The organism is Streptomyces galbus (assembly GCF_005280195.1).
Taxonomy (GTDB): Bacteria; Actinomycetota; Actinomycetes; order Streptomycetales; family Streptomycetaceae; genus Streptomyces; species Streptomyces galbus.
Window position 1 is genome coordinate 77,189 of the sequence record NZ_SZPR01000021.1, and the last position, 13,049, is coordinate 90,237.

At 68.4% G+C, this 13,049-nt stretch carries 9 protein-coding genes and 2 pseudogenes; 7 read left to right on the forward strand and 4 right to left on the reverse strand.

Going from position 1 to position 13,049, the window contains the following annotated elements; genetic code table 11:
- Positions 1–68 precede the first annotated feature (68 nt).
- Positions 69–1,325 (forward strand): MFS transporter, encoded by a 1,257-nt coding sequence (locus tag E4U92_RS26740; RefSeq protein WP_137303018.1) that lies wholly within the window; start codon positions 69–71, stop codon positions 1,323–1,325.
- A 1,407-nt stretch (positions 1,326–2,732) separates the two neighbouring features.
- On the opposite strand, the gene E4U92_RS26750 is transcribed toward E4U92_RS26740, so the two are convergent.
- Complete coding sequence (locus E4U92_RS26750) at positions 2,733–3,569, reverse strand: alpha/beta hydrolase (protein WP_137303019.1); 837 nt, start codon at positions 3,567–3,569, stop codon at positions 2,733–2,735.
- Between the two features lie 284 nt (positions 3,570–3,853).
- On the opposite strand from E4U92_RS26750, the gene E4U92_RS26755 reads away from it, so the two are divergent.
- Complete coding sequence (locus tag E4U92_RS26755) at positions 3,854–4,840, forward strand: GlxA family transcriptional regulator (protein ID WP_137303020.1); 987 nt, start codon at positions 3,854–3,856, stop codon at positions 4,838–4,840.
- 299 nt (positions 4,841–5,139) lie between these two features.
- Here the strand turns inward: E4U92_RS26755 and E4U92_RS26765 are convergent.
- Positions 5,140–5,418 (reverse strand): annotated as a pseudogene (locus tag E4U92_RS26765) (ATP-binding protein); the annotation flags it as partial.
- A 936-nt stretch (positions 5,419–6,354) separates the two neighbouring features.
- On the opposite strand from E4U92_RS26765, the gene E4U92_RS26780 reads away from it, so the two are divergent.
- The gene (locus E4U92_RS26780) at positions 6,355–6,927 is read left to right on the forward strand and encodes a hypothetical protein (protein ID WP_137303024.1); all 573 of its coding nucleotides are present in this window, start codon (positions 6,355–6,357) and stop codon (positions 6,925–6,927) included.
- Positions 6,928–8,028: 1,101 nt separating this feature from the next.
- Here E4U92_RS26780 and E4U92_RS26785 read toward each other — a convergent pair.
- On the reverse strand, positions 8,029–8,787 hold the full coding sequence (locus E4U92_RS26785; protein ID WP_137303025.1) for an SDR family NAD(P)-dependent oxidoreductase: 759 nt from the start codon (positions 8,785–8,787) through the stop codon (positions 8,029–8,031).
- Between the two features lie 147 nt (positions 8,788–8,934).
- On the opposite strand from E4U92_RS26785, the gene E4U92_RS26790 reads away from it, so the two are divergent.
- Both E4U92_RS26790 and E4U92_RS26795 read left to right on the forward strand, forming a co-directional pair.
- On the forward strand, positions 8,935–9,570 hold the full coding sequence (locus tag E4U92_RS26790; RefSeq protein WP_137303026.1) for a TetR/AcrR family transcriptional regulator: 636 nt from the start codon (positions 8,935–8,937) through the stop codon (positions 9,568–9,570).
- A gap of 500 nt (positions 9,571–10,070) precedes the next feature.
- Positions 10,071–10,448, forward strand: a complete 378-nt coding sequence (locus E4U92_RS26795) for a hypothetical protein (protein WP_137303027.1) — start codon at positions 10,071–10,073, stop codon at positions 10,446–10,448.
- A 354-nt stretch (positions 10,449–10,802) separates the two neighbouring features.
- On the opposite strand, the gene E4U92_RS26800 is transcribed toward E4U92_RS26795, so the two are convergent.
- Positions 10,803–11,507: an alpha/beta fold hydrolase gene (locus E4U92_RS26800; protein ID WP_229863557.1), complete on the reverse strand. Its 705-nt coding sequence runs from the start codon at positions 11,505–11,507 to the stop codon at positions 10,803–10,805.
- Positions 11,508–11,888: 381 nt separating this feature from the next.
- Between E4U92_RS26800 and E4U92_RS26805 the strand changes: the two genes are divergently transcribed.
- Together E4U92_RS26805 and E4U92_RS26810 are read left to right on the forward strand one after the other, a co-directional pair.
- Positions 11,889–12,233: a chaplin gene (locus E4U92_RS26805; RefSeq protein WP_241681783.1), complete on the forward strand. Its 345-nt coding sequence runs from the start codon at positions 11,889–11,891 to the stop codon at positions 12,231–12,233.
- Positions 12,234–12,408: 175 nt separating this feature from the next.
- Positions 12,409–13,049: pseudogene (locus E4U92_RS26810) on the forward strand (molybdopterin-binding oxidoreductase); the annotation flags it as partial.

A 13,049-nucleotide genomic window follows, 5' to 3' on the forward strand; every position in this document is an offset into this window, starting at 1 on the left:
CCGCGCCACGAGGCCGCACCGGTACCTGCAGATCCAGCGCCCTCCACACGTCAGCCCGAAGGAATCCCATGGCCAGGTCCTCCGATCCCTGCTCCAGCACCGCGCCGACGCGCGACAGCCTGACACGGACCTCCTCGCCCGCCGGGGACGTAACGCCCTGGGCCCGCTACTTGCTGGTGTACGCCTTCCTTTTCCTCATGGGAGCGGAGACCTTCCTCATCTCCCCTCTGCTGCCGCGCATCGCGGCAGACCTGCACTCCAGCACGAGCGCCACTGCCCAGCTCGTGACCGCCTACGTCCTTGCCTACGCCGTGACAGCACCGCTCCTCGGGGGCGTTTCGGACCGGGTGCCGCGCCGGACGTTCATCACGGCCGGCGGCACGCTGTTCATGGCCGGCAACCTGCTGTGCGCCCTTGCCGATACGCTTCCCTCGCTGCTGGCTGCCCGGGCCGTCACAGGACTGGGCGGAGCCGCCGCAGCACCCGCCATGTGGGCCTACCTGTCGGAGACCAGCGCAGCGCACCAGCGTGGACGCGCCGTTTCCGGCGGCGTCGCCTGTTACGCGCTGGGCCAAGTCCTCGGCGTGCCCGCAGGCAGCACCCTCGCGCAGGTCCTGCACTGGCGTTGGGCCTTCGCCCTCATCGCCGCCATCCTGTTGCCGCTGCTGCCGTTGATCGCCTGGAGGCTCCGCGGTCCGAAACCCGTGCGTGCGGGCTCCTTCCTCACTAGCTTCACCATCTGGCGAGACCCCCGGATCGCTTGGCCCCTGCTATCCACGGGACTGCTCCAAGCGGGCCGACTGGGCGCCTACACCTACACCGGCGCTCTCTTCGCCCACCGCTACGGCTTCAGCACGGGCCGGCTCGGCATGCTGGGAATTCTCGTAGGAGCCGGAACCCTGACCGGATCGTTGATCAGCGGCCGTCTGACCGACGCCGTACGGAGTCGGGGGCGTAACGAGAACTGGCTGTCCGCAGGCTTCGCGCTGCTCTTCCTCTGCGCCTGCGCCACCGCTCTCCTCACCCACCACCTCATGGTGAGCGTGACCGCCCTGTTCGTCTGGTTCCTGGCGGGCGGAGCGTTCTACACCACCCAGCAGACCTACCTCGGCAACATCGAACCGCGCCACCGCGCGGGCATCGTGTCGTTCAACAGCACCCTCGACCACGCAGGCGTAGCCCTCGGCACCACGGTCCTGGCCCTCTGGCCCCTGGCCGGCACCGGCTTCGTGCTCACCACACTCGCCTTCGGCCTCACGGCCGCTGCCCTTTCCACAGCCGCCACACGCTTCGCCCCCGATCGCCAGAGCGCCCCAGGGCTGTGACGGGCCCGAAACTACAAGACGGGCCCAGTTAACCCCTCGGCCATCACGACGGCGACCGGGCCACCCCAGAAAGGTCACGCACATGGGGCGATGGGCCGGTGGTGAGCGGTGTGTCTTTGTCTGCGCCGGGAAGACGCAGCACCAGCCAAGGGCCCCATGACTGCGTGACCTGGGCCGATGAGCGGTCACGTCGGCTCGCGCTTTGTGGTCGGCGGCGTCGACCGCGTCCTGCCGGCGTTCTGGCGCGGCGTCACGGTCGAGGGCGTCAACGATCACGGCGAACACCGAGTCGGGGGCGGGCCCGGCGTCGTCGGGGACCCCGTAGCCGTCGGCGGTCATTGTCAGCGTCACCAGCCGTGTGCGTGGATCAGCCAGCCGGGTGCGGATGACGGTGCTGTCCTCGGTCCCGGCCCGCTGGACGTATCACCGATCAACAGCGAGGCAGTCGCCACACGTAGCACCACTGCTCATCTTCGTGGATCACCTCAGCGAGACAGCAGGGTGGCAGTCCGCGAGGACAGTGCCGCACCGGGTGAACATGCTGGCGCTGCGGACACGCTCACCTTCGCCGCCTACCTCGCTGTGACTGCGGCACTGCCCGCAGCAGCCGCGTGCGGCGGTCATGATCCTGCACGGAGGACGAATGGACAGCTACGAGACCTCGAGCCCTGGCGCTTGACGGCACTGAGAATGCACCCCGTCCTGCGTGCGACGGGATCCGCCATGCCACTCGATGACATCGTTCTGGCTCACGTGCGCCACCGCCAGCGTGGCTGGAATCACGACGATCCTTTGCACTACGCCTACCGCGCGCTCAACCGACCATTCTCATCGGCCATTAGGAGGCAGGGCGGCGCTGCGGGCGGCTTCTCACCCGCAGGTGCGCGGCGTCCTGGCTCTGGCGCCGTGGCTTCCGCCAGGGGAACCCGCCGGACAGCTGAGCAGGAAACGCGTCGTCGTGGTCCACGGCGAACGCGATCGGGTGACCTGCCCCCGCGCCTCCGCGGACTACGCTCGGCGGGCCTGAACGGCCGGGGCCCGTGCTGACATGATCCTTATCCGCAATGGGGACCATGCCATGCTCCGCCGCTCCGGTCTCTGGCACCGCACTGTTGCAACTGCGGTCACTGGCCTCCTGCACCAAGACGCGCCATCCTCCGACGTGACCACGGTCAGCTACGCAGCGGCCGATCCCCTCCTGCTCTAACGCCCTGCGCAACAGAGCGGTGCTCATACTGGGCGCGCGGGGCCGCCGACCGTCCCCGCGGCCGGGCCGCTGTGGCGCCGCACAACGCCGACTTTGCATAATCCGACGTGGGTCACAGCAGCACGGGCCCGTCCGCAGTGTGCGCTGCTCAGCCGGCTTCTCAGGGTCCGCTGTCAGCGCTCACCGTGCGGGACATGCGTTCAGTGGAAGCGCCGGATGAAGTCGAGCGCAGTGTCGCAGACTTGGCGCCATCCGCTGTCGATGGTCAGCGAGTGGCCGCGGTTCTCGATCTCGGTGATCTCGGTGATGTTCGGGTTGTCCTTCTGCTGCTTGTAGGAGGCGTTGGCGATGGACCACGGCACGGTGCGGTCCTTCTCCCCGGAGATGATCAACAGCGGGCCGCGGTCGGGGTTGTGGGTGTCGACCTTCACCTCGGTCCAGGGGTTGAGGTTGGCGACCGCGGCCTGGAAGAGCGGCTCGCCGGACGCCGGGACGGCGAAGGTGTCGTAGAGCTCGTGCGCCTCGTCCTCGGGGACGGCGTTGGCGAAGCCGTAGCGGAACTGCTCGTAGGTGAGCGGGACGGCACGGTGGTAGTTGGCCGGGTTGCCCAGGACCGTGCTCGCAACGCGCAGCGCGGAGACGGGCAGGGGGAGCACGCCGCGGAAGGGGGCCGGGTCGATGGCGACGGAGGCTGCCGACAGGCCGCGTCCAGCGGTGATCTGGGTGATCAGCCCGCCGAAGGAGTGGCCGACGACGGCCGGCTTGCGCTCCAGCTTGCCGATCAAGTCGCAGAAATGGTCGGCGACCTGGCCGACACTCTTGCGGGCGAAGACCTCCGGGTGGGCGTTGGCCTCCTCGACGGTGTCGGGGTCGTCCGGCCAGCCGGGTACGACGGGGGCGTAGCCGGCGGCGGCGAACACCTCGCCCCAGCGCTGCCAGCTGGTGGGCAGCAGCCACAGTCCGTGGATGAAGACCACCGGCGGCTTGCCGCTCGCGTTGGCTGCCTCGATCTGAGCCAGGTCGGTGTGCAGAGTCATCGTTCGTTCTCCCGTCGGGGCGGCGGATGCAGAAGGCAAAGGCTTGGGTGAGGGCGGCCCTGGCCATCGAGCGGGCACCATGACCTCACGTACATGGAGGTCGCAGCTGAGCCCCGGGTCCGCACCATCGCGAGCTCGAAGGCGGCCGGGCACTCCGTCGTGCACACGGCGCTCCCACTCCCTGCAAGGAGCACAGTGATCGTCGGGCGGTGCCCTGCTCTAGCCTTCCGCGAAACAGGTCCGAAACTGTGGGATACCAGTCCGTTGGCCTATGCTTCGCCTCTGTGGAAGCACGATCGGTTGCCGTCGTCTGCTACGACGGCGCGGAGCTCCTCGACATCGCCTGCGTGACGACCACGTTCGCCCTGGCCAACCTTGTCGGCGAGCTGGCCGTACCCTACGAGGTGACCCTTCTGGCGCCCGGCGGACACCCGATCACCTGCGGTCCGGGCATCGTCCTGCACAGCGGACAGGCACTCGAGCACTTCGCCGGCCCCGTGGACACTCTCGTCGTGTCCGGCGGCCTCAGCCACGAACGCGCGGCCGACAATTCCCTCATCGTCGCTCACGTACGGCGGCTCGCCCGCGTCAGCCGACGCGTCACCTCGGTATGCACCGGCGCGAGCGTCCTCGCCGCCGCAGGACTCCTAGACGGTATGCGGGCCACCACCCACTGGGCGTTCGCCGCCCAGATCGCCGAGCGCTACCCGAACGTCACGATCGACCCCGACCCCATCTACATACGGGACGGGCACATGGCAACGTCGGCAGGCATCACCAGTGCCCTCGATCTGATGCTCTCCCTGGTCCAGGAAGACCACGGCCTGCCCCTCGCCCGCCGCCTGTCGCGCCACCTGGTCACCTACCTCCAACGCCCCGGCAACCAGGCCCAGATGAGCCTGTTCACCGCCGCTCCCCCACCCGATCACGACGTCGTCCGACGCCTCGTCGATCACATCCACACCCATCCCGACGGGGACCTCACCACAGCCGCGCTGGCGGCCCTCGCAGGAGTCAGCGCACGGCACCTGACCCGCCTGTTCCTGGACCACCTCGGCCAGACACCGGGCCGCTTCGTCCGCCAGAGCCGGCTGACAGCAGCCGCCCACCTGCTCACCACCACCTCACTCCCCCTGCCCGGCGTCGCAGCACGGTGCGGATTCGGCTCCAGCGAAACGCTCCGCCAGGCATTCCAACGCCGCTACGGCATCCCGCCCTCCCGCTACCGAGCCGCCTCACACGCGGAAACCGACACGCACCTCCCTTCCTGAGGCAGTCCGCAGCCCACGGGACCTCGGTGGCGGCAAGGCGCGGCACGTGGATCGAACACACGGACATGAAGCGTCGCGGCTACAGATGCTCCACTTCGGCCGGCGCGTGGTGGTTCAACAGGCGACGGCGGCCCTGCAGCGGAACGACAGCTGGATAGCCGTGGAAGAGCGCCGCGAGGCCGAGCGGCGCCAAGACCGGCCGGTGCCGCCCGGCAGCAGGCGGTCGAGGCGCTGCCCCAGCAGGTCACCGCGTGCGCCAACTATCGGACATCACTTTCGGTGTCCCGGGTTAAGGAGTGCTACAGAGGTCTGCGTCCTGTGACGGCGCCGCCAGGGTCGTCGAGCAGGGCGATGTGGACGGTGATGCGTTTGCCGACCGGCTCCATCTGCACCTCGAAGCCCTGAGCCACCATCATGACGATCTCCAGTCCGTGCTGCCCGAGGCGGCCGGCGTCTGCGGCCCGGGCCACCGGCGCCGAGTCCCACACCGCGATCTCGACCTGATCGCCGACGATCCGCAGATCCATCAGCGCCGGGCCCGGAGCGTACTTGCGGACGTTGGTGACCAGTTCGCTGACCCGCCGGGGCGCGGCGGGACGGTTCCGCCACCCTGCCCGTCCGCACCGCATCCGCACGGACATCGACACCGCACAGGTGCCGCTATTCGGTGAGCCCGGGACCGATTCCGCTGGGGCGTAACCCCTGCGCCCAGGGAGCGTTGGGCAGGGCACGCGTAAAGATTCGAACCCCCACGGATACGCGTGTGAGCCCCGGCCTCCCCGATTCCGGGGCTCACGGTGTTCCCGGCCCGGTTGCGCTTGGATGGGCCTGCGGCAGCGGCCGTGATTGAGGGACCGGCCGGGCTCCGCGGAGATGCGTAGCTGTCCTTACGATCGGCGCCGATGTGATCACGGGGAGGCTTGATGCGGCACCAGGACCGCGGCCAGAACCAGCACTTAGCGGCGACGTTGGCCGCGCTGCTGCTTGTCGGGACGACGCTCGCACGCGAGCTAGCGCCTGTCTTAGAAGTGGGCGTCGCTGCTCGCCCCGTGCCGTGATGATCGCGGTGTGGGGCGAGGGGATCTTTCTGACGAGCAGTGGGCCGTGTTGGAGCAGATGCTGCCGGTCGCGATGCGGGGCAGGCCGGCGGTGGCATCATGCGGCATGAGCAACGCCGGCCGACTCCCCTATCGCACCGCCGAGTCGGAGCCTCACCCGACAGCCGGGCGCCGCGTCAATTGCGACCGCTGCAGCTTCTATAGCGACCCACGACCCGGCACGGAGGCCGAAGCATCGGGAGGGCTCGTAGTACGCCCCGGGGCGCGCGCTGGTGCTCCGGGGTCCGTGATTGCTCCCATGCCTTAGGCGCGCGCCCTGATGCGCAGGTTGGGATGAGCGCAGTGTGGGGGGCCACCGACAAGCGCCGGCGATCGCACGGTTCGGGCCGATTGCGACCCCGTTCAGGCGACGTTCGGGACATGCGCCATGAGAAGTGAGGATGGAAGGGAAGGCACGTGCCAAAACCCTTGAAAACACTGACCCGGTTCGGCTATCGGCTGGCCACACTCTTGATGGCGGCCTGTGTTCTGAGCGGTGCGGTGTTGCTCGCCTCGCCCGCCAGTGCCGCCGGTGTGCTGGATGTGACGTGCACACCGCCCAGCAGCGCGACCTCCACCTACAGTCCGCCACTGACCAACACGCCCCAACCTTCGTCATCGACGGTCTCGTTCCAGTTCGGCCCATGCGTCTCGCTGTCACAGCCCGCCCTGACCTCGGGCACGTACACCCGCACCAATCCCGCCCGCCCCCGTAGCTGCCTGGACCTGCTGTCCAGCAGTTCGGGCACATTCACCATTACGTGGAACACGGGACAGACCAGCACCCTGTCCGTGAACGTCACCACCACCATCGCGGGCGCGGCCCTGGTGGTGACCCAGACCGGAACCGTCACCTCGGGCCTGTTCACAGGGGACACCGTGGTGATCACCCAGACCGGTCCCGCGGACGACGTGCTTCTCTGCACAGCCGGGCTGGGAACCGTCTCCAGCATCTACGGTCTAGTCACCCTGGAGATCACCTCCGTGTGACAGTCAGGCTGTCCCACTCTCCACAACACGAGGCCGCCCACATTGTCGTCGCTCAGCAGACCCGCAGCTCCCAGCCATCAGGTGGTCCGCGGGGAGCTGCGAGTCTGCTGCGCCATGAGAACGGCGGCGCCGGGCAAGTGCCCGACACGGCAACCCCCGCGGGGCATGCGGCCAGAAGGCAGCGGCCCCGCGACCCGGGGGGATGGGTGGCGGGGCCGGTACGCTCGGAGGGGGAGCCGAGCCGCTAACAATCTGGTTGCCCCGAGAGAGCGCGGGCATGCATGGTCGCCGTAGCCGGTGTGGCGCAGCATGTGCACGGCCGGCCGGAGGTTACTGGTTGCCTTCTCCGGCCTTTCCCTACGCGGCGGGCAGAGTAGCGGCCGGTTCGTACTGGGCCGTTGAGCCACCGGGCGACGCCAGCAGCAACTGGACCAGCCAGCCGACCAGGCCACCCCGTCCTGTCAGCCGCCCGCGGCCGGGGAACGGCGGACCGTCTACCAGCGTCGCCAGCCGCGGCCCTTGATGTGGCGGGTGGGGATGCCCTGCCGCGCCTGGTGGGATCCGGCGGGCAGCGCGGACTCGGTATCCGGGCTTGGTGGACCGGCCTGCCCCTGGAGACCTCGTGCGTTGCGAGTAGCGGGTCAGGAGAAGTGGTCTCGGCACACCGGCCAAACCGCTAGCGGCGTACGTCGCTGTCGTACAGGATCCGGCCGGCCACCATCCAGCCAATGTGCTCAGGCCGACAGGGGCGGCATCGAGGCTCCCCGGCTAGGAGGCGGGAGAGCAAGAGCCATTGGCTGGCACGCGCCTGCTGCCCCATGTTCCACACAAGGCTGCCCGGCTGAGAGCCAGCTGCGTATACGAAGGTGAAACTGCTTTCTGCAATCAAGGGTCATCGCGAATGTGTTCGCCGTAAGTGTGGCGTTGGCCGCTACCAGCGCTCCTACGGCTCTGACGGTTGCCCCGTCGAACCCGGCTCCGCCTGAGACCACGGTAACGGCACAGGACTCCGACCGCGTCGGAGCTGGATGAAGACGAGACTGGCGCGGAATGAACCGGGCGCGCCGTTGCCCGTGACCCGAAACAGACTCGCCCGGTCGGTCACAGGAGGGCACCGCCGGAGACCTCGATGCGCTGCGCGGTCATCCAGCGCAAACCGTCGGACGCCAGCGTGGCGATGGCGTCGCCGATCTCTTCGGGTTCGCCGACGCGGCCAAGCGCGGTCTGCTCGGCCAGACCCTGGCGCATGCCCGGGTCATCCCGCATGGCACCACCGTTGAAATCGGTGGCGGTCGGCCCCGGGGCGATACTGTTGACCCGGATACCTCGGGGGCCGAGTTCTGCGGCCAGAGTACGGCTCAGGGCCTCGACGGCGGCCTTCGAGGCGGAGTAGACCGAGGTCGCGGGGCTGGTGTGGCGAGTCAACGACGACGAGACGTTGATGACGTGGGCACCTTCCGCCAGCAGCGGCACAAGCGACTGGACGAGGAAGAACGTGCCCCGCACGTTCGTGCCGAACACCGTGTCGAAGTCGTCGGTCGTGACAGCTTCCAGTGGGCCGAAGACACCCACCCCCGCGTTGTTGACCGCGAGATCGAGCCGCGAAGCCCCCCAGCGCTCAAGCAGTCCGCTCAGCTCGGAAGTGAACGCTCCGAAAGAGGAGACGTCGCTGACGTCGAGACGCAAGACAGCGGCTGTCCCACCCGCAGCGTGCACCTGCTGCTGCGTCGCCTCGGCCCCGGCCACATCGCCGCGATGAGTGACCACGACCCGCACCCCGCGCGCCGCCAGCGCCAGAGCCGTACTCCGGCCCAAACCTCGATTCGCACCGGTCACCAAAGCGATCTTGTCGGCTGCCATCCGCTACTCCCTCGTCACACGGCACCGGAGAGACATCGGGCACCGCCGCCAGATGCGAGTCACTTGACTCGCCTTCCAGTCGCAGCGTATGCAGCCCTGAAGAGGCGAGTCAAGTGACTCGCCTCGGGGCTGGGGCATACTGCACACATGGCAGCAGAGCTCTCCGCACACCACCGCCGTCTCGCCCAGCAAAAGCGTGACGCGATCATCTCCGCGGCCACAGAACTCTTCCTGAACCACGGTTACGACGGCACGTCTCTCGCGCGTATTGCCGAAGAGGCGGCAGTCTCGAAATCCACCTTGTTCAAGCAGTTCCCCACCAAGGCAGCCCTCTTCGAGGCCATCATCACCGAGTCATGGCAGCGCGACATCACCGATGCCGTAGCGCGACCTCAGGCCGGAGATCTGCGTTCCGGCCTGACCTCCATCGGCCACCGCTACGCCGACCTCATCGGCCAGCCCGGCATGACAGCCCTGTTCCGCATCGTCATTGCCGAGCTGCCTCGCTTCCCTGAACTGGGACGGATGCAGTTCCAGCTCGGCAAGCTGCCCTACTTCACCTCTGTCCGGCACTACCTGGAGTCGGAGCACGAGGCCGGCAACGCCGACGTTCCGGACGCCGAGAGCGCCGCCAACCAGTTCCTCGGGATGATCGCCAACTACGTCCTGTGGCCCCGCATGCTGCTGACCGACTGGAACCCCACAGCCTCCGACATCGACTACGCCGTCGAGCAAGCGGTAGAAACTACGCTCGCCCGCTATGCCTCCGATCGACCAGCATGATCCGAAGCTGGAACTCGTACACCGCCGCTCCAGCACTGCAGAGGCCGCAGAGGCGCGACCGTGCGGGTCGTCACTGTCGGTGAACGTTATTGACAAGGAGTTGGCGCGTCCGGTGAACGCATGCACTCTGGGAATTCGAGGCGGCGCCAATCCAGTCAGATCCGCTGGTGACTACTGACGGCGTTTCACGACAGATGGGCTCCGAACCTCCGTACTGCTTCAGCGACCGCGTGGAGCTTGACGTTGGTGCACCGCAGCACCCCGCGCCGGCTGCCGAGGACAGTTTGTAGGCGGCGATCCGTGCACGCTAGTTCGAATGAAAGCAGCTCATGCGAATAAAAATAGAACTGACTGTTGTTTTTTGGTTGGAATTGCCCTGGATGCGTTGCGTCAATACCGCATGAGCAGATGATCGGACTCCCCTTGTCGTGACCGCATCTCATAGAGGGCCGGCAGGGGCGTACGAGAACAGCGAAATAGGGGTGGGAAACATGCTCAAAATGAGACTCAAGAAGCTGTCCGTCGCGCTGTCGGCGCTCGGGCTGGCTGTCAGCGGTGTCGCCGCAGCCCAGGGCACGGCACAGGCAGCGAGCTACGGGTGGGTGTACATCGCCTTCCCCAAGTGGCTCGGGAACTGCCCGAACGCCACGGTGACCGGAATCCAGGCCTACACCGACTACTGGAGCACCAACTGGGACACGGGTGACGACCTCGTGTACGGCAAGGTGGCCCTCGGCCAGCGCAACACCATCATCGCCAACCTGTTCTGCAAGCGGTCCAACGGCGGCTACTACCAGGCGGTGGCCCGCTACGACGTGGTCCCTACGCGCGGCGGGCAGACCGTGTGGATCGGCCCCGGCGGCTGGACGCGCAACTGACCAGTCCGCGCTGACCATTGGACAGGGCCCTCGACACGCGCGCCGAGGGCCCTGCTCTCCGCGATGTATGCCGCGCAGCACAAGTCAGCAACCGACAGTCGAGGCACCTCGGCACCAGGGCCGAGCATGGGAATTCACGTCGATCTCGCCATGCCCGCCCCTGTGAGCGGACGACCGGTGAAGGTGCGGTTGGTGACCATCTGCGGTCGTCGGCACTCGGGTGGTTGGCGTCGGTGGCAATGACGTGGTCGGCCCGACATCTTGGCAGCCCCCTTCTGTCGACAGCAGGCTTGTACTCGCTCCTCCCGGCGAATGTCCGTGTCTGAGCAGGCTCCCGGGGACGTCGGTGAGCCGTTACAGCACGAGGGGGTCGGTCACTGCGCAGCTGGCGGCGAACAGGCCCGAAGCTGGCGGCTGTGGGCGCAGGAGGTCGGTGACGACGGCGGTGACGGTGCGGTGCCACAGGGCGGAGCGGCGGAGCATGGCGTGGTCCCCGTCGCGGATGACGATGAAGCCGGCACGGGCCCCGGCCGCCCGGGCACGCCTGATGTAGTCGGCGGAGGCTCGGGGGCTGGTGACCCGGTCGCGTTCGCCGTGCACGACGACAGCGCGTTTTTCGCTCAGCTGCCTGGCGGGTTCGCCTGGCGGCAGCCATGGTGCGAGTGCCAGGACACCATGTACCTGGGGGTGCGAGGCGGCCCGCAGTGCTGCTCTGCCTCCCATGGAGTGTCCGATGAGGATGGTCGGCACCGGCCCGGCGATCTGCTGGAGTTCGCTGAGGGCGCGGTAGGTGTCGTGCAGGGGATCGTTGTGGTTCCAACCGCGGTGGCGATAGCGCACTTGTGCCAGAACAGTGTCGTCGAGGGGCATGGCGGATGCGGCTGCGCGCAGTATGGGGCGCATTCTCAGGGCCGCCAGATGCCAGGGCTGTGATGTCTGATAGCCCTCCGCTCGTCCTCCGTGCAGGGTGATGATCGCAGCACGGGGCTGCTGCGGGCGGTGCCGCAGCCACAGTGCCGATGTGACTGATCCGTTGTCGTGATCTTGCACGGTCGACACGATGCCTTCCTCCCAGGAGCCACTGTCCGGTGACCTATCTCGCAAAGAATCCGCAGCCGCCGGCAGAAAGGCTTGGTGCCGGGAGCTTCGGGACCCGGGTGTGTCATGTGCCCGCTTGCCGCTATGCGATAAGCGCGAACGCATCGGTGGCCGCCGTGCTGCGCGGCTGTTCGCCTTCGCACGGGCGCCCGCCCCCGGGTGACTGCGGACGGCTGACGCTCGGCCGGGCTGGCTTGTTGCTGATTGGCGGTGCAGACGGAAGGGCTTCGCCGGTGTCCGTCGTGTAGCGCGATCGGGTGATCTAGGCCGTCGTGGGCAGTCCGGGTGCGCCGTGACGGCGCATTACCGGTGCCGGCCGCGGCTCGCGGCTGGCCGGCGGCGATGGCCGCCGCGACGATGAGCAAGGCGCGTGAACATGACGAATCTGGGGTCTCGGTGCTGCGGGGTGCGGGGCTGGCAGCTGCCGCGGGAGCGGTGGTGCTCGCCGGAGCGGTGGCTGCGTCGGCGGACAGCGGCGCGCAGGGCGCTGCGGTCGGCTCGCCGGGCGTGCTGTCGGGCAACGTAGTACAGATCCCGATCGACATCCCGGTCAACGCCTGCGGCAACACCGTCAACGTGATCGGCTTGCTGAACCCCTCCTTCGGTAACGCCTGCGTCGACACCGGCTGGCACACGGGCATGCAGAGCGGCCAACCCCACCGCAGCGGGCCGGCCTGGCATGGCTGAGTTGCCGCTCGGGTGCGCCCAACTGGGTAATCCGTAGGGGAAGCGAGGGCGGATTGGTTTGGGATCCTGTTTTCACCTGATCAGGTCTGCGACCAATCCGCCGCGCGGGCAGAACCGGATTCCCGGCGTGAGGGACGAAGAGAAGGATCCGCGAGGACGACCGGGATGGCTCCGTGTGGCGCTGGGTGCGCTGAGCGGGGTGCTGGCCGGCTTCGCCGCACTGGCGGTGGCCGAACTGGTCGCGGCAGCGGTACGTCCGCAGTCCAGTCCGGTCATCGCGGTGGGCGGGGCGTCCATCGACGCGACGCCCGCCGCGGTCAAGGACTGGGCGATCCGCCACTTCGGCACCGACGACAAACTCGTCCTGCAACTCGGCATCCTCGCCGTGCTGACGGCGCTGGCTCTGGCGTCGGGTGTGCTGGCGGTGCGGTACCGGCGGGTCGGAGCCGCCGGGGTCCTTCTCTTCGGAGCCATCGGGGCGGCAGCCGCCGTCACCCGGCCGGACTCCACCGGCCTCGCCGACGCGCTGCCCTCCGTCGTGGGCGCCCTGGCGGGAGCGCTGCTCCTGTACGCGCTGGTGGGGCGCCTGACCGCGGTGAGGCGGCCGCAGGCGTCGGCAGCCGACTCCGCCACGGGAACGGAAGACGGTCCCTCCGTCCCCGCGGGCTGGGACCGGCGGGGATTCGTCCTCGCTGCCGCGTCGGCCGCGGCGGCCTCCGCCGCGGTGGGCACGGTCGGCCGGTCCCTGAACACCTCACGCGGCCAGGACGCGATCGCGTCCCGCCAGCAGATCGTGCTGCCGTCGCCCGGGTCACC